Annotated in this window: 11 protein-coding genes; 2 read left to right on the plus strand and 9 right to left on the minus strand. The window is 72.6% G+C overall.

The genetic code is table 11. The features are described 5' to 3' along the window. Positions 1-3598: 3598 nt before the first annotated feature. The 6 genes from ACZ6R9_RS29310 to ACZ6R9_RS29335 form a co-directional block, all read right to left on the minus strand. Complete coding sequence (locus tag ACZ6R9_RS29310; RefSeq protein ID WP_465541464.1) at positions 3599-5104, minus strand: CoA transferase; 1506 nt, start codon at positions 5102-5104, stop codon at positions 3599-3601. Between the two features lie 228 nt (positions 5105-5332). Continuing rightward, positions 5333-6139 (minus strand): methyltransferase, encoded by an 807-nt coding sequence (locus ACZ6R9_RS29315; protein WP_465541466.1) that lies wholly within the window; start codon positions 6137-6139, stop codon positions 5333-5335. 11 nt (positions 6140-6150) lie between these two features. Beyond that, on the minus strand, positions 6151-7812 hold the full coding sequence (locus ACZ6R9_RS29320; protein ID WP_465541468.1) for a protoporphyrinogen/coproporphyrinogen oxidase: 1662 nt from the start codon (positions 7810-7812) through the stop codon (positions 6151-6153). 317 nt (positions 7813-8129) lie between these two features. Beyond that, positions 8130-9866: a class I adenylate-forming enzyme family protein gene (locus tag ACZ6R9_RS29325; protein WP_465541471.1), complete on the minus strand. Its 1737-nt coding sequence runs from the start codon at positions 9864-9866 to the stop codon at positions 8130-8132. After that, on the minus strand, positions 9863-10894 hold the full coding sequence (locus ACZ6R9_RS29330; RefSeq protein WP_465541473.1) for a UbiA family prenyltransferase: 1032 nt from the start codon (positions 10892-10894) through the stop codon (positions 9863-9865). The genes ACZ6R9_RS29325 and ACZ6R9_RS29330 overlap by 4 nt, the downstream gene beginning before the upstream one ends. Before the next feature lie 248 nt (positions 10895-11142). Then, on the minus strand, positions 11143-11454 hold the full coding sequence (locus ACZ6R9_RS29335) for a hypothetical protein (RefSeq protein WP_465541475.1): 312 nt from the start codon (positions 11452-11454) through the stop codon (positions 11143-11145). A gap of 250 nt (positions 11455-11704) precedes the next feature. On the opposite strand from ACZ6R9_RS29335, the gene ACZ6R9_RS29340 reads away from it, so the two are divergent. Further along, positions 11705-12256, plus strand: a complete 552-nt coding sequence (locus ACZ6R9_RS29340; protein WP_380484856.1) for an NUDIX domain-containing protein — start codon at positions 11705-11707, stop codon at positions 12254-12256. A gap of 374 nt (positions 12257-12630) precedes the next feature. On the opposite strand, the gene ACZ6R9_RS29345 is transcribed toward ACZ6R9_RS29340, so the two are convergent. Beyond that, positions 12631-14412, minus strand: a complete 1782-nt coding sequence (locus tag ACZ6R9_RS29345) for a phytoene desaturase family protein (protein WP_465541477.1) — start codon at positions 14410-14412, stop codon at positions 12631-12633. Between the two features lie 403 nt (positions 14413-14815). On the opposite strand from ACZ6R9_RS29345, the gene ACZ6R9_RS29350 reads away from it, so the two are divergent. Further along, positions 14816-16903 (plus strand): acetoacetate--CoA ligase, encoded by a 2088-nt coding sequence (locus ACZ6R9_RS29350; protein WP_465541479.1) that lies wholly within the window; start codon positions 14816-14818, stop codon positions 16901-16903. Positions 16904-17011: 108 nt separating this feature from the next. On the opposite strand, the gene ptsP is transcribed toward ACZ6R9_RS29350, so the two are convergent. Continuing rightward, on the minus strand, positions 17012-18682 hold the full coding sequence (gene ptsP, locus ACZ6R9_RS29355; RefSeq protein WP_465541481.1) for a phosphoenolpyruvate--protein phosphotransferase: 1671 nt from the start codon (positions 18680-18682) through the stop codon (positions 17012-17014). Positions 18683-18710: 28 nt separating this feature from the next. After that, positions 18711-19160 carry a PTS sugar transporter subunit IIA gene (locus ACZ6R9_RS29360; protein WP_380484850.1) on the minus strand — a complete coding sequence of 150 codons (450 nt, stop codon included), beginning with the start codon at positions 19158-19160 and terminating at the stop codon, positions 18711-18713. Positions 19161-19689: the final 529 nt, after the last annotated feature.

Here is a 19689-nt window from a genome sequence, read left to right on the forward strand (position 1 = left end):
CGGCGTCCACTGACCGAGCCAGTCGCATCACCGCACCACCATCCGGTCAGGCCCGTTGAGCCACCGTGCTGGCCCTTCATGCCAGCCAGCAGGGCGTGGCACCTTCGCGAGTACCCCCACCTGCCGTCGTCCGTCCAGCGCTGGGCTGCTGGTCGGCAGCGCGCGCGGGGTCGATCGCCGGGCCCACATGACCGAATCCCGTTCCGCAGGCCCACTTCGCGTTCATGGCCACGACCATCTGCGGGGGCGTTCGCAACGCTGGCACCCCAGCCGTGTCCGCCTGTCACAGAGGTATCCGCCGTGTTAGGCCATCCGGCGGCGCGGCCTGTCGGTCGTGGCCGGGGTGCGCGAGGCGAAGCGCCGCCGGCCGTCCAGCGCAAGGCCGTTGGTGGCGCGCCGTGCCGCCCGCTGGCACCCTGCGGCGGCCCGATCGTTGCAGACGTTCCCGGCGCGCAGGGGTGAGCCCGCAGCTTCCGATTCGTGCGAGTCGAGCAACGGCCTCCCCTCGCTGAGCTCGCTGCATTGCCGCCAGGCGACCCGGCCACGCCCGGTGGAGTGCCGTGCCGTCCCTTCAGACCAGCAGGCAGGGCGCGGCACCTCAGCAAGCACCCCCGCCTGTCGTCGGCCGCCCGGCGCTGAGCCGTTGGCTGGCAACGGGCGGGCGACCGACCGCCGGGTCCACACGACCGGATCCCGTTCCGGAGGCCCAGTTTGCCTTCGCGGGCCGGGTCGACTACTGGGGCGTTCGCAGCTCCTAAGCCCTGGTCGCGCATGCCTGCCGCTGAGGTGATCGCGGCATCAGACGGCCCAGCTGCGGTGGCGGCCGCACATGGGCGACGTGTTCGTCGCAGCCGGGGTGTGCTGCGCGCAGCGCCATTAGGCCTCCAGCGCACGGGCGTTGGCGATGTGTCGCGTCGCCCAGGGGCGCCCTGCGGAGTTCCGGCCGGTGCAGACGCTCCCGGCGTGCAGGGGTGAGCCCGCAGCTTCCGATCCGTTCGAGCCGAGCAACGGCCTCCACTCACCGAGCCAGCCGTGCCACCGCAACACCACCCTCCCGCGCCTGGCGAAACGCTGCGTCGCCCCTTCGCGCAAACGGACAGAACGCGGCACTCGCACGAGCACGCCCACCTGTCGTCGGCCGCCCGGCGCTGAGCCGTTGGCTGGCAACGGGCGGGCGACCGACCGCCGGGTCCACACGACCGGATCCCGTTCCGCAGGCCCAGTTCGCCTTCGTGGGCCGGGTCGACTGCGGGGGCGTTCGCAGCTCCGAAGCTCCGGTCGCGCCTGCCTCCCACCGGGACGTTCGCCACGTTACGCCGTCCAGCCACGGTGCCGGGAAGGCATCCGTGCCGTGTCGGTCGCGGCCGAGATCCGCGACGTGAAGCGCCATCGAGCCTACCGGGCAAGGATGTTGGTGCTGTGTCGTGCCGCCCGGAGCCCTCCTGCGAAGTCCCGACTGGTGCAGGCGTTCGGGACGCGCCGGCGTGATCCTGCACCGGCCGACCCGTCCCACCCGAACAGCGGCGTCCAGCCACCGAGCCAGCTGCGCCACCGCCACCCCACCCTCCTTGCCCCGTCGAAGTGCCGTGCCGTCCCTTCGCGCAAACAGACAGAGCGCGGCACTCCCACGAGCGCGCCCGGCTGCCGTCGTCCGCCCGGCGCCCGGCCGTCGCTGGGCAGTGCGCGAGCAGCCAACCACCGGGTCCACATGGCCTGATCCCGTTCCGTCGGCCCACTTGGCCTGATCGGACACGGCCACCTGCGGGGGAGTTCGCAGGTCCGAAGCCCTGGTCGCGCATGCCTGCCGCCGAGGCGTTCGCGGCATCGCACGGCTCAGCTGCGGTGGCGGCCGCACATGGGGGGCGTGTCCGTTGCAGCCGGGGTGTGCAGCGCGGAGCGCCACCAGGCGTCCAGTACAAGGGCGTTGGCGAAGTGTCGCGTCGCCCGCAGGCGCCCTGCGGAGTTCCGGCCGGTGCAGACGCTCCCGGCGCGCAGGGGTGAGCCCGCAGCTCCCGACCCGCCCGACCCGAGCAACGGCCTCCACTCACTGCGCCAGCTGCATGGCAGCCATGCCACCCGACTGCCCCCGCCGAAGTGTCGCGTCGCCCGCAGGCGCCCTGCGGAGTTCCGGCCGGTGCAGACGCTCCCGGCGCGCAGGGGTGAGCCCGCAGCTTCCGACCCGCCCGACCCGAGCAACGGCCTCCACTCACTGCGCCAGCTGCATGGCAGCCATGCCACCCGACTGCCCCCGCCGAAGTGCCGCGCCGCCCCTTCGCGTCAGCAGGCAGGGCGTGGCGTCTTCGCGAGTACGTCCGCCTGCCGTCGTCCGCCCGCCGCCGGACCGTCGCCGGGCAGTGCGCGAGGGGCCAACCACCGGGTCCACATGGCCTGATCCCGTTCCGTCGGCCCACTTGGCCCGTTCGCACACGGCCACCTGCTAGCGCGTTTGCAGTACCGAAGCCCCAGTCGTGCCTGCCTCCCCCCGAGGTGTTCGCGGCGTCACGCCGCCCCGCTGCGGTTCCGGGAACGCATCTGCGGCCCGTCGCTCGTGGCCGGAGTGCCCGATGTGAAGCGCCACCGGCCCTCCAGCGCACACCGCGTCGCCCACAGACGCCCCGCGGGGTCCCGGCCGGTGCAGACGCTCCCGGCGCGCGGGCGTGAACCCGCAACTGCCGACCCGCCCCACCCGAACAACGGCCCCCACTCCCCGAGCCGGCCGCGCCACCGCACCGCCACCCTCCCACGCCCGTCGAAGCGCCGCGCCGCCTCGTCACGTCAACACGTAGAGCGCGGCACCTCCACGACCGCCCCCATCCGCCGCCAGCCTCCCGTCGCCGGACCGCCGCCGGGCAGCGGCCGCGCCGCCGATCGCCAGGCGTACGTGACCAGGCGCCGCAGCATCGGACCGCTCCGCCACCACCAACCGTCGCCGCGTGCCCAACTCCGCAGCCCCGACGCCCCCTGCCCGCCATCAACGCACTCCTGGCGCCGCGCCACCCCGTCCCCGCCTTGGGGGCCGCCGCACGACACACCCGCCGCCGAGTCCCACCACAGGCAGCGCGGCCACCCCACCCAGAACCCCCCGTCGCCGATGCAGCAGACCGCCCGCACCCGGTGCGCCGTGGACCGGCGGATACCCGCATCCCCGCCGGCCCGTGACGAACGCCCCCGTGCCGCCCCACCCCAGCCGGGCGCACACCGGCCCCCGGCGCCGACGCCCGGTCACCCGCTCGCCGATGCCGACCCGTCGCGCGGGCCCACGATTCGCCCGCCTCCCCGGGCCCCGGCACAGCACCCGGCCGCCCATGCCCACCAGCCGTCCCCCCAGCCGGCGCCCCCGGCCACACATCGCTGCCCCCCTCCCGGCGCCTGCACCCACCCGGAACGCACCCACACCCGTCCCGGCCCCCGCACCCGCACCCACCCGGAACGCACCCGCACCCGTCGGAAACGCCCCCGGCCGGAGGACAGCACCGCCCCCACCCCCCATACGCGCACCGCCTCCGCCCCCGGCCGGCGAGGCCCCTGCGGTGCGACGTCCGCCGCCCCGAGCGTCCGCACAGCGGTCGAGGGCGCCGCCTCCGCCACCGCCACCCGCTCACGTCCGGAACTCCCAGGGCGCACGGACGACGGCACACCCCGAACCCTCCAGCGCTCCGGCGAACCGCGGATCACCGGCCAGCACCGACAGATCCGTGCACACCTCGGCCCCGTCACCCGGGTGGTCGGGCGCGCTCGCGGCGCCGCACAGCAACCTTGCCGCCGACACCAGCGACGACTCCACCCGCTGCGCCCGCCCCGTCCGCGCCTGGGCCACCAGCCCGGCGACGGCCGCCGCCGCGCAGACCAGCCCACCCAGCACGTCGCAGACCGTCAGCAGCGTCGGTTGCGGAGGGTGCGGGGGCTGCGGGGGTTGCGGTGGCAGCCCGGGCGGGACCAGGAGCGCGGCGAGACCGGAGTACGCCTGCACGGGGTAGTCGGTGTCCACCCCGGGCGCACCACCGGACGCCTGCGCGTAGACCAGCCCGGGGCGGACGGCGTCCAGCGTCTCCGCGTCCAGGCCCAGGCCGACCACCTTCGACGGCGCGAGACTGTGCAGCAGCACATCCGCGCCCCGCACCAACTCTCGTACGGAAGAACGACCTTCGGCCGACCTGAGGTCCGCCTCCAGTATTTCCTTGCCGCGGTTGAGCGCAGCGAACCGCGCCGACACCGGCTCCCCGCCGACCTCGGTCATCGGTGGTACGCCCCGCAACGGGTCCCCGCCGGGCGGCTCGACCCGCACCACTCGCGCACCCAACAGGCTCAACACCCGCCCAGCCATGGGCCCTTGTACGCGCCGCGCCACCTCGACGACCGTCACGCCGTTCAGCGGGCCGAGCCCACCGGCCGGAGCCTCGCACGTCGGCGCCCCCGCCGGCCCCTCCCGCAACCGCCACGGCATCCCGCCCACCACCAGGGGCGCCGCCGCCACCGGCGTGACGGCGACGCCGCACTGCTCCGCCGACGCGACCACCTCCCGGAATGTCAATCGGCGGGCCGCGTCGAACAGTTCGGCGGGCAGCGGACACGTCGCCGTCCCGTACCGCGTCTGGAACGGAAGCCACGAACGGCCCACCACCCGCCGCTCGACGCCGAGTTCGGTCCAGAACCGCAACCAGCCGTCGGGCGCAAGCGTCTCCAGCTCGAACCGGACACCGTCCGATGACCGGAACGGCGGACCACCCACCCCGACCGGCTCCGCACACGGCTCCTCCGCCGTCGCCGCCGCCAGGTACTGCGCCAGGCCGAACAGCGCGGCCTGCGCCACCGAGACCTCCACCTCCCGATACGGCACGCCCAACTCCCGCGCCCGCAAAGCCGCGAGAGTGCCACCGGCAGCCAGGACCCCGGCCGCAACCGATGCGAAGTCCACGCCCAGCAGGCGCGGGCCACCGTACCTGCGCCCATGGACGTGCATCACCCCGCACGCCGCCTGTACGTCCGCCTCGCTCCGCAACGGGAGCTTCACCGGCCCCGCCCAGGTCAACCGGCAGACCAGGGCCCCATCAGCCTCCAGCACGCCACCCGCAGCCTCCGCCACCTCCACCCCGGCCGCCCGCATCAGATCGGCTGCTACCCGGGAAGCGACCAGCGGCAGAGAACCCCGGACCCCTCCTTCCAACTCCCGTGCACCACGCCACAGTTGCTCGGCTGTCACTCGAACCTCCCAGACCCGTCACGGGCCAGCCGCACCACCCCGCCCCGCCTCACCGAGAGGCCGCCACGTCACATCCGACCGAAACCCCCGCCCGGCCCGACCGGGGGGCGGGAACCGGCACCTCCACCACCGTCACGGCTTGCGGCCGTGCACCGCGTACACCACGTTCGAGCAGGCCCGGAACAGCGGATCGGCGAACAAGGCCCGCAGCTCGGCGAGTTCGTCATCCGTCAGGCCCTCGCGCAGCAGGGCTTCCCGCAGGTGCCAGGTGTTGTGCACCTGCATCTCCAACTGCGGCGTGCCGGGTGCGAGCGTGTCGAGGTACGGCGACGCCTCCACGCCGACGAAACCGGCGCGCACCATGGCGGCGGCACACTTCCGTCCCCACCCCTGATCCGAGCCGCGTGCCCGGAAGGCCCGCAACTTCGCCTGCTGGTAACGCTCGTAGAGATCACGGGCCCGCTCGCCGGGGGCGGTCAGCACCGGCGCGTACTCGGCGTCGAACTCCAACAGGTGCAGCACACCACCCGGCCGCAGCGCCGCGAACAGGCGTGCCAACACGGCGTCCCGCTCCGGCAGATGGGAAAGCACCAGCCGCACTTGCACCAGATCGAACGCCGCCTCCGGCAACGCGTCCCGCACCACATCGTGCCGACGCACCGTCAACACGGGCCGGTCCGCCATCGGCAGCGGTGCCACATCCGTGGCCAACACCGTGCCCTCCGGCCCGACTTGATCCGCAAGCCAGACGGCAATACTTCCCGCCCCGGCCCCCACATCCAGGCAACTCATCCCGGGCCGCACCCCGACCCGGCTCAGCTCCCCAATACTGATCCGGTCCAACCACCCCGCCAGACACCGATGTTGCCCACCGGCATGCGCACTGGCGTTGTCGAACAGGTACGAACTGCCACCACCCCCGAACGCCAACTCCCGCACCACCCTGACCATCAGGCCGCCCCAGCCGTCTCGCCGGCCTGCCCACCCGGCCCGCGATCCGCTACTACAGCCCCGGACGCGACCCCATCCGACTGCGCCCCCTCCGACTGCACTTCACTCAACTGCACCTCACCCGAACGTACTTCACCCAACTGCACCTCATCCGCCTTCGCCGCATCCGCCTTCGCCGCATCCGGCTCGGGGCCGCGCGGCGCCGGCACGGGAACCGCTGCCGCCCCGGACGCCCCTACCATCCCCACCGCCCCCACCGCCCGGGACCGCTCCGATGCGAAGGCAAGCACCCGCTCGGCCGCCAACTTGCCCGAACGGACGGCACCTTCACTGCTCGGCCGGAGCATCACCCAGTCGCCCGCGTACTCCACCGCCCGGGCCGACCGGGCCAGGAACGCGGCCCGTTCCCGCACCGCCGCCGGCGAACCCTGCGGCAGCCCGAGCCGGAAACGGTGCACCAAGGTGCGGACGGTGGCGTCCCGCAGGCCCGGCAGGAAGCGTTCGGCCTCCGCGCAGACCGTCTCCACCACCTGCTCGTCGGGCTCGTCCATCAGCTGTGGGGAGATCCACGGCGACGCGAACACACTCGCCAGCCCCCGCCCCTCGGGGGTCCGGCCCTCCGCTTTCAGGTGGTCGAGGATCAGGCCGGTGCACACCCGGCTCTCACTCTCCGGTACCGACATCGCGTAGCTGGGGGAGCGGGTGGGACTCGGCAGCGGACGGTCCAGCAGACACGCAACCTTGAGCATCGGCGTGTACGTACTCGCGGCCAAGTACGGCTGTGCGTCCTCGGCGGCGCTGCCGTGCAGCTCCAGGGCCAGCGGCGCGGGCACCGCCAGCACCACCTGCCGGGCCACCACCTCCGCACCGTCGGCGAACTCCAGCCGCACGCCGGCCCCACCGGGCTGCTCCCGGACCGCCACCACCCGCGAGTCCAACTCCACCCGGAGGTGCTCCGCCAGTCGTCGGGCCAGGGTGTCCATACCGTCCCGGTAGGTCATCCAGCGGGCACCGGCCCCGCCGACCGACATCAGCGTCGCCACCATCGGCGCCACCGCGGAACTCTCCGGCCGCCAGCCGAAACAGTGACTGGACAGTGGCTGCAGCATCGCCGCCAGCAACTCCTCCCGCCCGGCCGAACCGGCACAGAACTCGCTGAGCGTCAGGTCCCGGCTGGGCGCATTCTCCGGCCGGTCGGGGTCGAACCCGCGCCAGGACATGGACAGCTCCATCGCGAACCGCAGCCACGCCGCCCGGCCCCGCCAGGACAACCCGGCACCCGTCAACAGGCCCTTCGGGTGGCCCAGATGAGCATGCGCCCGACCGCCCCGCCACAGCGCGAAGCCCGGCTCGATCACGGGGACCTCCGACTCCGGAATGCCGACCGCGCGAATCAACTCCCAGGTCGCCTCGTACCCGGCGCCCGCGATGGTCTCCGCGCCCTCGTCGAGCAACCAGCCGTCCACCCGGGTGGACGCCATCCGCCCACCAACCCGCCCCGCACCCTCGAACACCCGCACCTCACGCCCGGCGGCCACCAGGTGGTGCGCTGCGGACAACCCCGCAATCCCCGCACCCACCACCGCAACATTGAGCTCGTCCACGCCCAGCTCCTCCATCCGTTCCCACATCCGCCCGCAGACCCGCTGCAGCCCCGCCACGACACCAACCCGGCCCGACCGGTGCCTTCGACGGTCATTTAGTCCCTGCGTAGACAATCTCCGGGGCGTGATCACTGCTGTCCAAAAACGATCAGCGCCCTCTGGGCGAGTTGATCTCCGCGTAGACAATCTCCGTCGCGTGACCACTCGCCCAGAACTGTCAGCCCTCTCGACAGCCGGTCAGTCCCTGCGCGGACAATCGCCAACCCCGAGCCCGTCCGCCGCGAGCCACCGCATCCGGCCGCTCGACCTGGCTCCACTCACCGTCCACCGGCCCGCCTCCACCAGCCCGCGCTCACCGGCCACCCGCCATCGCCTCACGTCCATCGCCCGGTCCCGATCGGCGAACTCCCCGCCAACACCTGCTCGCGCAGCTCGTGTCGCCGCACCTTCCCGGTGGCCGTGCGCGGCACCGCGTCCCAGGGGACGATCAACGGCTCGGCCAGCGGCGGCAGATCACGCACCGCGTCCTGCCAACGCTGGGGGTCGAGTTCGCCGGCCGCGGTGACCAGCACCGGCTGCGGATGGCCGTCCGCCACCGAGAGCAGCACGGCCTCTTCGACGTCCGGCAGGCGCTCGTGCAGCACGTCCTCGATCTCGACGCAGCTCAGCCCGGGAACCATGTCCACCTCCCGGTCCAGCACGAAGACCCGACCGTCCCGGGTGTGCATCCCGAGGTCGCCGGTGTTGAACCACAAGCCGTCGACCTTCTGTGCCCACCGCTCCGGTTCGCCGAGGTAGCCGAGGCACAGCGCCCCGGTGCGGGCGTACAGCATGCCCGTCTCGCCGCGCCGCACCGACCGCCCGGGCCGCTCCGGATCGGCCACCTTCACGCGCACCCACCCGGGCACCGGACGCCCCAGATCACGCGTGGTCGGATGCCGTCCAGCAGGCCCGGAAAGCGTTTTCCGAGTCAGGAACCGGAAGCTCAACGGACCGGTCTCGCTCTGCCCCCAACCCTGCATCCACAACGGCCGACGCCGCCGACTCGCCTGCAGGAAGGCCCGCACTGTCGGCGGATGCATCGCATCGAAGGTCGAGATGAACAGTCGCACGTCCCGAAACGGATTCGCCCCGGCAGGCCCAGCAGACCCATCAGACCGAACAGGCCCAGCAGACCCGCCCGCCGTACCAGACTCCCCAGCACCCCCGTCCCCGCCAGCAGCCAGTTGCTGCCACCGCACATAGTTCGACGGCATCGCCTCCAGTACGGTCGGCGGGTGGCTGCGCAGCAGCGCAGCGGCCGTCGACACGTCGGAGTCCGGCAGCAGTGCGACAGTTCGCGGGGCGCGCCAGAAGGCGCTGACGGTCCAGGTCAGGGCCCGGCCGTGGGCGAACGAGATGGCGCTGGCGACGGTGTCGTCGCCGCGCACCGAAAGCACCGGCCAGGGCCGCGCCTCGAACGCGGACAGCCGCCGGATCAACGTCCGGGTGGAGTGCACCACCAGCTTGGGCACCCCGGTGGTGCCCGAGGTGTGAATGATCGCCAGCGGCTCGTCCTCCCCGCGCGAGTGCACCGGCGGAACCGCCCCGCCGCGCAGGGCGTCCGGCGTCAACGCGCCCTCCACGGGCCCGTCCAGGCACACCGTCCGGATCGCCAGCTGGTCCAGGTCGTGCCCGGCCGCGCGGGCGCCCGCCATGACGTTCCGTTGGGTGACCAGCACGTCCGGGCGCAGCCGGTGCAGCAGCGCGACCAGCCCGTCCGGCGCGATCCGGTCGGAGAGCAGCGCCGGCACCGCCCCGAGCCGCGCCGCCGCGCACGCGAGCAGGACGTAGTCCCAGTGGTTGTGCTTCACGATCGCCACCGACGACCCCGGACGCGCACCCGCCGCCGCCAGCCACGCCGCGGTCTCCCGCACCAACTCGGCCAGCCCGGCGGTGTCCCAGCAGGTGCCGCCGTCCGGCACCAGGTCCAGCGGACGCCCCAACCGGACGTCCACCGAAGGGCGTTGCTCGGCCAGCGTGTCGAAGAGCGGGCCCAGGTCCAACGGCAGCCGCCGCACCACGGACGCGAGGCCGCCGCCGCGCCGGGTCGCCCGGCCCGGCCCCGTCACAGCCCGCCGCCGAGCACCGCCACCGCCAGGTCCACGCCCACCAGCAGCGCACAGCACAGGCGGTGCAGGTGGATGCCCAGCCGGCGCGCCACCAGAACGTCACCCCGGACGAACCCCAGCACCCACTGCCGGGCCCGCAGTGCCATCACGGGAGCCATCACCAGCGGGAACCACCACGGCGCGATCCCGGCGACCGCCGAACCCACCAGCAGCGCCGCCTCCAGCGCCGAACACCCGGCCACGAAAGCGGCGTTGCCGCGCGGTGACACCAGCACCGCGACCGTCTTGCGGCCCACCGCCCGGTCGCCCGGGATGTCATTGGTGTTTGAGTAGACGCCGAACAGCAGTGGACCCAGGCCGAACACCAGCGCCTGCACCGCGACGAAGCCGTCGAACCGGCCGGTCAGCAGCCCGTACAGGGGCAGCACGAAGAGCCAACCGAGTGCCGCGAGGAAGAACTCCTGGAAGCCGTTGTAGCTGATCCGCAGCCACCACGAGTACTGGAAGCCGCACACCGCCAGCGCGACCACCCCGGCCACCGCCCACCCCGGCCGGGCAGGGGCCAGCACGACCGCGGCAAGCCAGCACAGCACGCAGGCCGCCACCGTCGCCCAGCCGAACCGGATCGCCTGCGGTTCCGTCAACGTGCCTGCCACCAAAGGCTTTCGGGCCAGCCGACGGGCCGGCGCGTCCGGCCCGTAGTTGACCGCGTCACTGCCGTCCCGGTACCCGGTCACGTCGTCGAAGGTGCACATCGCCGCGCTCATCGCGACCTCGCCGCCGAGGAACAGCACCAGCACCGCCAGCATGCCGCCGACACTCGCCCCGACCCCCGCATTCGACCCGGTCGCCACCACCATCGCGGCCACCAGCGGGACGCTCAAGTAGTAGTCGTAGATGTCGAGTTTGGCCAGCCTGGCGTACGCCCGCCAGGCGACCGGAGCCGCCCCTCGGGCGGCGCCCGCCGCCCCCGGGACAGCAACAGCCGCCCCCGGGACGGAGACCGCCGGCTCTGGGGCAGCGGACACAGTGACGTGCTCCACGGAAACGCAGTCCTCTCAATGGCGGCCGCAAACCCGGGGATGCCAGTGCGCCGGGGGGCCTCAGACAACGAGCCGACCGCACTGATGGTGCGCCAATTCGCCATGGCGGGCGAGAAGTCGGCCATCGCCATGATGACACAGCGCCACCGATTGGATGCATTTCTGTGATAAGCGTAAAAGGCGAGTGGACCGCCAATTCGCCACCGTTCCGCCCGAATTCCCGACCCGCAGGGTCAGGCGGAAAAGCTTCCCGCGCCACCCGGCACGTGCGTTCCATGCCCAGGCTTCACCGTCACCGACGGACCGAGGCAGAGCGGGTTGCCGTACACCTGTACGGGGCTGTCCGTCTGGTTGTTCAACACGTGTGCAGTGGCGGGAAGTTGCTGGCACCCGGACGGGTTGGTGTAGATGTCCAGCGGCTGCAGCTCGGTGGAGAACACCACGACCTGGCCGTTTGCCGACCGCGTCGCCGCAGGCGCGGGTGCCGCCAGTCCGAGCGCCGAGGCTGCGGCCACCATGGAAACCAGAATTGCTCGCACAATCATCCTTAATCACATTCAACGCCCATGTCGGTCACGGGCCGACCCATCGCTATCGCGCGCGCACCCCCGAATTCCAACGGCGAACTCCGCATTCACCCACCCGGCCGGTCCTCGAAGCCCTTCATCCGCCCCACCGCACCACTGTGCGCCCCTGGCCAGTGACATCAGCGGCGTTCCGTCCGGCATCACCGGCCCGCGCTCCGGCTTCCCGCTTCCCGCCCTGCCCATCACCCGATCGAACTACCATCCATCCATGACGACCCAGCCGTCCGCCCGCCCCACCCTCTTCGGCCCGAACACGCACTGCCACTGGTGCGGAACGCCGTACCCGGCCGGCACCGTGACTTGGCCGCGCAGTTGCCCCGGTTGCCGCGAGATCAGCTACCGCAACCCGCTCCCGGTCACCGTCGCCCTGCTCCCCGTCCACCACCCCGACGGGGACACCCGGCTCACCGTCATCCGCCGCACCATCGAACCCGGCTACGGCGAACTCGCCCTCCCCGGCGGCTACATCGACTACGGTGAGAGCTGGGAGCAGGCCGCCGTCCGCGAACTGCGCGAGGAGACCGGCATCCTGGCGGACCCCGCTGATGCCCGCCTGGTCTCCACCGACTCCGACACCCGCGGCGGCTTCCTCTGCCTGTTCGCCCTTTTCCCCGCCCGCAACCTCGCCGACCTCCCCCCGTCCGTCCCCACCGACGAGACCGAAGGCTGGCAACTCGCCACCGCCGGAACTCCGTTGGCCTTCCCCTTCCACACCCGCGTCGCCCACTCCTGGTTCAACGGCGAGTTCACCCGCCACTGACGCCGCGGCACCGGGGGCAGCCTGGGCAGGGTGCCGGAAGGCGCTTACCGCACACCAATCGGGCAACCACCCAAGCCAACCGGTAAGCGCTTTCCGTCACCATGCGCCAACGCCCAACGGCCCATACCCTCGCCACCGGCTGACAGCCGACGGCCCGAAGTCGGTAAGCGCTTTCCGGTTGCCTCGCCCGGGCCGCGCCACGCAACCGGCAAGCGCTTTCCCGCGCGCCTGCGTCAACATGTCGCTGGCCCATACCCTCGCCACCGGCTGACAGCCGACGGCCCGAAGTCGGTAAGCGCTTTCCGGTTGCCTCGCCCGGGCCGCGCCACGCAATCGGTAAACGCTTTCCGCAACCGCAACCCCCGCTACGCCCCCTACCTCCGCAGCACTGCCATCGCCGCGTTGTGCCCCGGAATCCCGCTGACCCCGCCACCCCGTACCGCCCCGGCCCCGCACAGCAGGACTCGCGCCTCAGCAGTCTCCACACCCCACCGACCGGAGTCCGCCACCGGAACCCCCGCGCCCCTGCCCCCGCCCCCGACGCTGCCTTCCTCCCGGAACGGGAACGCCAGGTCCCGGTGGAAGATGTTGCCGCCCGGCAGCCGAAGATCGGCCTCCAGGTCCAGCGGGCTTCGCACCTCCAGGCAGGGCCGACCGTCCCCGTCGACCGCCAGGCATTCCGCGAGTGGTTCCGCCAGCACCCCGTCGAGCGCGGCCAGGACGCCCGCCAGCGCGGCCTGCCGCAACCCCTCCGGATCCCCTGGCCCGGCGAACAGCCGTGCCGGCAGTTGCAGACCGAACAACGTGAGCGTGTGCCAGCCGGCCGGCACGCCGGGGCCCAGGATCGAGCGATCCGCCAGCGAGTGGCAGTAGATCTCGGACGGCGCGGGGGAGGGGATCCGACCTGCCGCAGCTGCCCGGTAAGCGTTTTCCAACTCCCGGTAAGACTCCGCGACATGGAACGTCCCCCCGAACGCATCCCGCACGTCCACCGCCTCGTCCCGCAGCTGAGGAAGCCGACGAAGCAACATGTTGACTTTCAACTGCGCCCCCTCCGGCGCCCCCTCGCCAACCCCCGCCTTGCCGACCCCCGCCCTACCGGCCCCCGCCCCAGTACCGGCCCAGGCCCCCGCCCCACCGACCCCCGCCTCGGCGCCGCCCGCCAACCCACCCGCCCCAGTACCGGCCCAGGCCCCGGCCCCACCCGCCCCGGCACCCGACGCCCCCACCCCGCCGCTCGCCCCGCCGCTCGCCCCCAGCAGCCGCGCCAGCTCCACCGGCGCGGCGTTGCACAGCACCCACCGCGCCCCGACCCGCCGCTCCACCCCGTCCGCGTCCAGGTACCCGACCTCGGCCGGCCGCCCTCGCCCGCCCGGATCCACCGCGACGACCTCGCACCCCGTCCGGAACTCCGCACCACCCACCCTGGCCGCCTCCGCCAGTGCACCCGTCACCGCACCCATGCCGCCCACCGGCACGTCCCAGTCACCCGTCCCGCCGCCGATCACGTGGTAGAGGAAGCACCGGTTCTGCCGCAGCGAGGGGTCGTGCGCATGCGTGAACGTTCCGATCAGTGCATCCGTCAGCACGACACCCCGCACCACATCGTCCGCGAACCGCCGTTCCAACGCCTCACCCAGCGGCCGCTCGAACAACTCCGCCCAGGCCACTGGATCGTCCACCAGCGCCCGCAGCTCGGCCCGCGAAGGCAGCGGCTCCGTCAACGAGGGGAACAACCGCCGCGCCACCCGCCCGGTCATCCCGTAGAACTCCCGCCAGGCCGTGAACTCACGCTCCCCACCCGTGAGTTCACGGAACGACTCGGCCGTCCGCCGCTCCTCCGAGGCATCCACCAGCAGCCCGCCCGTCCGCCCGTCCCGCTCCCACGGCGTGTACGAGGAGATCCGCCGACGCCGCAACTCCACCCGCACGCCCAAATCCGCGAGGATCCGTCGCGGCAGCAGGCTCACCAGGTACGAGTAGCGCGACAGCCGCGCATCCACCCCGGGGAACGCCCGCTCCGAGACCGCCGCACCACCTACGTGCCCGAGCCGCTCCAGCACCAGCACCCGAAACCCGGCACGTCCCAAATACCCGGCCGCCACCAGCCCGTTGTGCCCGCCACCCACGATCACCACGTCATAAGCCACCGTCATCCCGCCGTCCTACCACCCCCCGCCACCCCCGACCACCCACCGCGCGCCACCAATCGCGCACCCCCGCCACCCCCGACCACCCACCGCGCGCCACCAATCGCGCACCCCCGCCACCACCCCCCACCCATCGCCCCCCCACCCACCGTGCACCCCACCCACCGTGCACCCCACCCACCGTGCACCCCACCCCCGGCCACCCCCGACCACCCACCGCGCACCACCCCCACCAGGACCACCAGGACCACCCCCACCCACCACCACCCGCCACCCCACCCCCGCACCGTCCACCACCAGGACGAACCCTGGACCCCCGGACGATCACGTGGCATGGTCAGCACCGTCAGCACCCACGGACGGCCTGCCACAAGCCCACCCGTCCCCACCACGGCCTGGAGACCACCACGTGAGCACCCCTCCGACCCCCCAGGACCAGCAGGACCAGCAGGACCAGCAGGACCAGCAGGACCCGCACCCCGAGCCGCTCTGGCGCCCGGACCCCACCCGCGCCGCCGCCAGCCGCCTGGTCGCCTTCCAGCGCTGGGCCGCCGACCACCACGGCGCCCCGGCCGCCCCGCTCGCACCCGTCACCACCGACACCGAGGCCGCCACCCGCTACGCGGACCTCCACCGCTGGTCCACCGAGGACCTCCCGCGCTTCTGGACCGCCGTCACCGAGTACTTCGACGTGCGCTTCCACACCCCGCCCACCGCCGTCCTCACCGAGCCGGTCACCATGCCGGGCGCGAGCTGGTTCCCGGGCGCCACCCTCAACTACGCCGAGCACGCCCTGCGCGCCGCCGAGGACCCGGCCAACGCCGATCGCCCGGCGATCCTCCACCTCGACGAGCGCACGGCCGAGCCAGTTGCCACCAGCTGGTCCGAACTGCGCCGCCAGGTCGGCTCATTGGCCGCCGCGCTGCGCGCCAACGGCGTCCGCCCGGGCGACCGGGTAAGCGCTTACCTGCCGAACATCCCGCAGGCCGCGGTCGCCCTCCTCGCCACCGCCACCGTCGGCGCGATCTGGACCAGCTGCGCCCCCGACTTCGGCGCCCGCAGCGTTCTCGACCGCCTCCAGCAGATCGAGCCGACCGTCCTGTTCGCCGTTGACGGCTACCACTACGGCGGCAAGAACCACGACCGCACCGAGGTGGTCGCCGAGCTCCGCCGCGAACTCCCCACCCTCCGCACGGTCATCCACGTCCCGCTGCTCGACACCCCCGCCCCCGAGGGCGCCCTGCACTACGACGACCTGGTCGCCGCCACCGAGGCATCGAACGGGGGCGAACCGATCTTCGAGCCCGTCCCCTTCGACCACCCGCTCTGGGTGCTCTACTCCTCCGGCACCACCGGCCTCCCCAAGGCCATCGTGCAGAGCCACGGCGGCATCCTCGTCGAGCACCTCAAGCAGGCCGCCCTCCACCTCGACCTCGGCCCGGACGACCGCTTCCTCTGGTACACCTCCACCGGCTGGATGATGTGGAACTTCCTGCTGGCCGGCCTGCTCACCGGAACCACGATCGTCACCTACGACGGCAGCCCGGGACACCCCGACACCGGCGCCCTCTGGTCGGTCGCCGCCCGCACCCGCGCCACCGTCCTCGGCACCTCCGCCGCCTACGTGATCGCCAGCCGCAAGGCCGAGCTGCACCCCGGACGCGACCTCGACCTGTCCGCCGTCCGCTGCCTCGGCACCACCGGCTCCCCGCTCCCGCCCGACGGCTTCCAGTGGATCTACGACGAGGTCAAGCCCGACGTCTGGCTCGCCTCCATCAGTGGCGGCACCGACGTCTGCTCCTGCTTCGTCGGCGGCGTCCCCACCCTCCCCGTGTACCTCGGCGAGATCCAGGCCCCCTGCCTCGGCGCCGCCGTCGAATCCTGGGACCCCACCGGCCACCCGCTCACCGACGCGGTCGGCGAACTCGTCGTCACCAAGCCGCTCCCGTCCATGCCCACCGGCTTCTGGAACGACCCGGACGGCAGCCGCTACCACGACAGCTACTTCGACACCTACCCCGGCATCTGGCGACACGGCGACTGGATCACCGCCACCGGCCGCGGCACCGTCGTCATCCACGGCCGCTCCGACTCCACCCTCAACCGCCAGGGCGTCCGCATGGGATCCGCCGACATCTACGAGGTCGTCGAACGCCTCCCCGAGATCGCCGAATCCCTGGTCATCGGCCTGGAAGAGCCCGACGGCGGCTACTGGATGCCGCTGTTCGTGGTCCTCGCCCCCGGCGCCAAGCTGGACGACGACCTCATCGGCCGGATCCGCACCTCGCTGCGCACCGAACTCTCCCCGCGCCACGTCCCCGACGAGGTGATCACCGTCCAGGGCCTGCCGCACACCCTCACCGGCAAACGCCTCGAAGTCCCCGTCAAGCGCCTGCTGGCCGGCACCCCCCTCACCAAGGCGGTCAACCCCGGCTCCGTCGACAACCTCGACCACCTGCGCTTCTTCGAGCAGCTCGCCACCACCCGCAAGCACTGACCGACCCACCCGACCGACCCACACCCGCAAGCGCTCCCAAAGGCCCCGAGGGGTCGCCGCCAACCCCCACGGTGGCAGCGACCCCTCGGGAGTCGAAGGTCCGGACGCCTACGCCCCGGACAACACCTGCTGCGCCGCCGCCCGGGCATCCGCCGCGGACTCCGCCGCCCGCGCCGCCTCGGCGGCCTGCTGACACTGCGCCAGCGTCGCCTGCGCCAACGCCGACCGCACGTACGGGATCGCGGCCGCCCCCATCGACAGACTGGTCACCCCGAGGCCGGTCAGCACGCACGCCAGCAGTGGATCCGACGCCGCCTCCCCACACACCCCGCAGCTCTTCCCGGCCGCCTTCGCCGCCCCTGCGGCCGACGCGATCAGATCCAGCAGCGCCGGCTGCCACGGATCCTGCAACCGGGCCAGCGAACCCACCTGCCGGTCCGCCGCGAACGCGTACTGCGCCAGATCGTTCGTCCCCAACGACAGGAACTCCACCTCACGCAGCAACGCCCCGGCCCGCAGCGCAGCCGACGGAATCTCCACCATCGCCCCGTACTTGGCGTCCAGCCCCGCCCCCCGGCAGGCCTCCGCGAACGCCCGCGCATCCTCACGGTCCGCCACCATCGGAGCCATCACCTCGAGCCGCGCCGACAGCCCCTCGGCCGCCCGCGCCAATGCCCGCAACTGCGAACGCAACACCTCCGGGTGCTCCAGCAACGACCGCAGCCCCCGCACCCCGAGCGCCGGATTCGGCTCGTCCGCGGGCGTCAGGAAGTCCAACGGCTTGTCCGCCCCGGCGTCCAGCACCCGCACCACCACCCGGCCGTCCGGGAACGCCTCCAACACCTCCCGGTACGCCAGGACCTGCTTCTCCTCACTCGGCGCCTTCGCCGAGTCGTCCAGGAACAGGAACTCCGTCCGGAACAACCCGACGCCCTCCGCCCCGTGCTCCAACGCCGCCGGCAGATCCGCCGGACCGCCCACATTCGCCAGCAACGGCACCATGAACCCGTCCGAGGTCCGCCCCGGCCCCGAGGACGCCGCCAGCGCCGCCTGCTGCTCCGCCGCCAGCCGCCGCAACTCCTCCTGCCGCTCCACCGACGGTTCCACCAGCACCTCACCGGTCGTCCCGTCGACCGCGACCACCACCCTCTCCGCCACCTCCGTCGCCCGCGGCAGCGCCACCACCGCCGGCACCCCCATCGCGCGCGCCAGAATCGCACTGTGCGACGTCGGCCCGCCCTCCTCGGTCACGAACCCCAGCACCAGCGACGGATCCAGCAACGCCGTGTCCGCCGGAGCCAAGTCCCGCGCCAACAGCACGTACGGCTCGTCGCTGTCCGGCACTCCCGGCATCGGCATCCCCAACAGCCGCGCCACGATCCGGTTCCGCACGTCGTCCAGGTCCGCGACCCGCCCCGCCAAGTACTCACCCGCCGCAGCCAGCAGCGCCCGGTACGCCGCGAACGCCTCGTACACCCCACGCTCCGCGCTGTCGCCCTCCGAGATCCGCCGGTTCACGTCCGCCAGCAGCTCCGGGTCCTGCGCCATCAACGCCTGGGCCTCCAGCACCGCCTGCGCCTCACCCCCGGCCAGGTTCCCGCGCGCGATCAGATCCGCCGCCACCGCCTCCACCGCGGCCTGCGCCCGGGCCTGTTCACGCGGTGCTTCCTCCGCCGAGATCCGGGTGGACGGCGGCTCCAGCACCGCGGTCCCCATGTGCCGCACCGGCCCGATGGCCACCCCGTGACTCACGCCAACACCGCGCAGCGTCCGCTCCATGGTCCGACCCCTTCGCCCGTCGTCGCCGTCAGTTCCAGACGAACAGCTCGCCGCCGGCCGCGACCTCACCGGACTCCGCAACCTCACTCAGTTGCTCCGCCGAAGCCTCCAGCGCCACGATCGGCGAAATCGGCGACTTCCCCGCCGCCTCCACCGCCGCCGGGTTCCACTTGATCACCGGTTGCCCCCGCTTCACCCGGTCCCCTTTATGTACAAGCAGCTCGAACCCCTCCCCATTGAGCTGCACGGTGTCGATCCCCAGGTGCGTCAGTACCCCACGCCCGTTCTCGTCCATCACCACAAACGCGTGCGGGTGCATCGACACCACCTGCCCGTCCACCGGCGACACCGCCTCATTCGGCTCCCGCACCGGATCGATCGCCGTCCCCGGCCCGACCATCGCTCCCGCGAACACCGGGTCGGGCACATTGGCAAGGCCGACGGCACGCCCGGCGAGCGGCGAGGTGACAGTGGTCATGGTGGAGCCTCCCAGGTACGGAGTACATCGCGTGCGGCCGCAAAGCAGCGACCCGTTGATCGGCTGGACCCAAATTACGCCAACTCGGACATTTCGTGACGTAACGTCCGCGAGTCGCCCGAGCGGAGATCGATCCCGACGTCCACCCCGCAGCGCACGAACCGGCCTTCGTGCACCCTCTCCTCCGGGCCAGCCACCTTCAAGTGGTCTAGTCCTCTTGGCCAACGCGCCGCACTCTACGGCATCCCGCCACACCCTTCCTGGCCCCGCCTGCACGGGCCGAACGCGGCCGTCCGAGTGATCCCCCCGACCTCGATTAGGAGCTCGGCCGCCGACCCGCTATCGTTGCTCGGGTCGCCGTGCAACGGCGGTAAATAGAGCAAGTCGAGAACGTAAATCCCCGGTCAACGCCGCGGAAACGGTCTGATAAGCTCGAAACACGAAAGAACGAAGCGCCCGGAGAGTTCGCAGGAATGCGGCTCGAAGGAAGTGTCCGTTCCTTGAGAACTCAACAGCGTGCCAAAAGTCA

The organism is Kitasatospora sp. NPDC048662, from assembly GCF_055587065.1.

Coding starts and splice junctions, on each gene's coding strand:
- ACZ6R9_RS29310 (WP_465541464.1), bottom strand. CDS start 5,104: ATGCGGGCGGCCGGGGTGGAGGTGGCGGAGGCTGCGGGTGGCGTGCTG.
- ACZ6R9_RS29335 (WP_465541475.1), bottom strand. CDS start 11,454: ATGATTGTGCGAGCAATTCTGGTTTCCATGGTGGCCGCAGCCTCGGCG.
- ACZ6R9_RS29340 (WP_380484856.1), top strand. CDS start 11,705: ATGACGACCCAGCCGTCCGCCCGCCCCACCCTCTTCGGCCCGAACACG.
- ACZ6R9_RS29345 (WP_465541477.1), bottom strand. CDS start 14,412: ATGACGGTGGCTTATGACGTGGTGATCGTGGGTGGCGGGCACAACGGG.
- ptsP (WP_465541481.1), bottom strand. CDS start 18,682: ATGGAGCGGACGCTGCGCGGTGTTGGCGTGAGTCACGGGGTGGCCATC.
- ACZ6R9_RS29360 (WP_380484850.1), bottom strand. CDS start 19,160: ATGACCACTGTCACCTCGCCGCTCGCCGGGCGTGCCGTCGGCCTTGCC.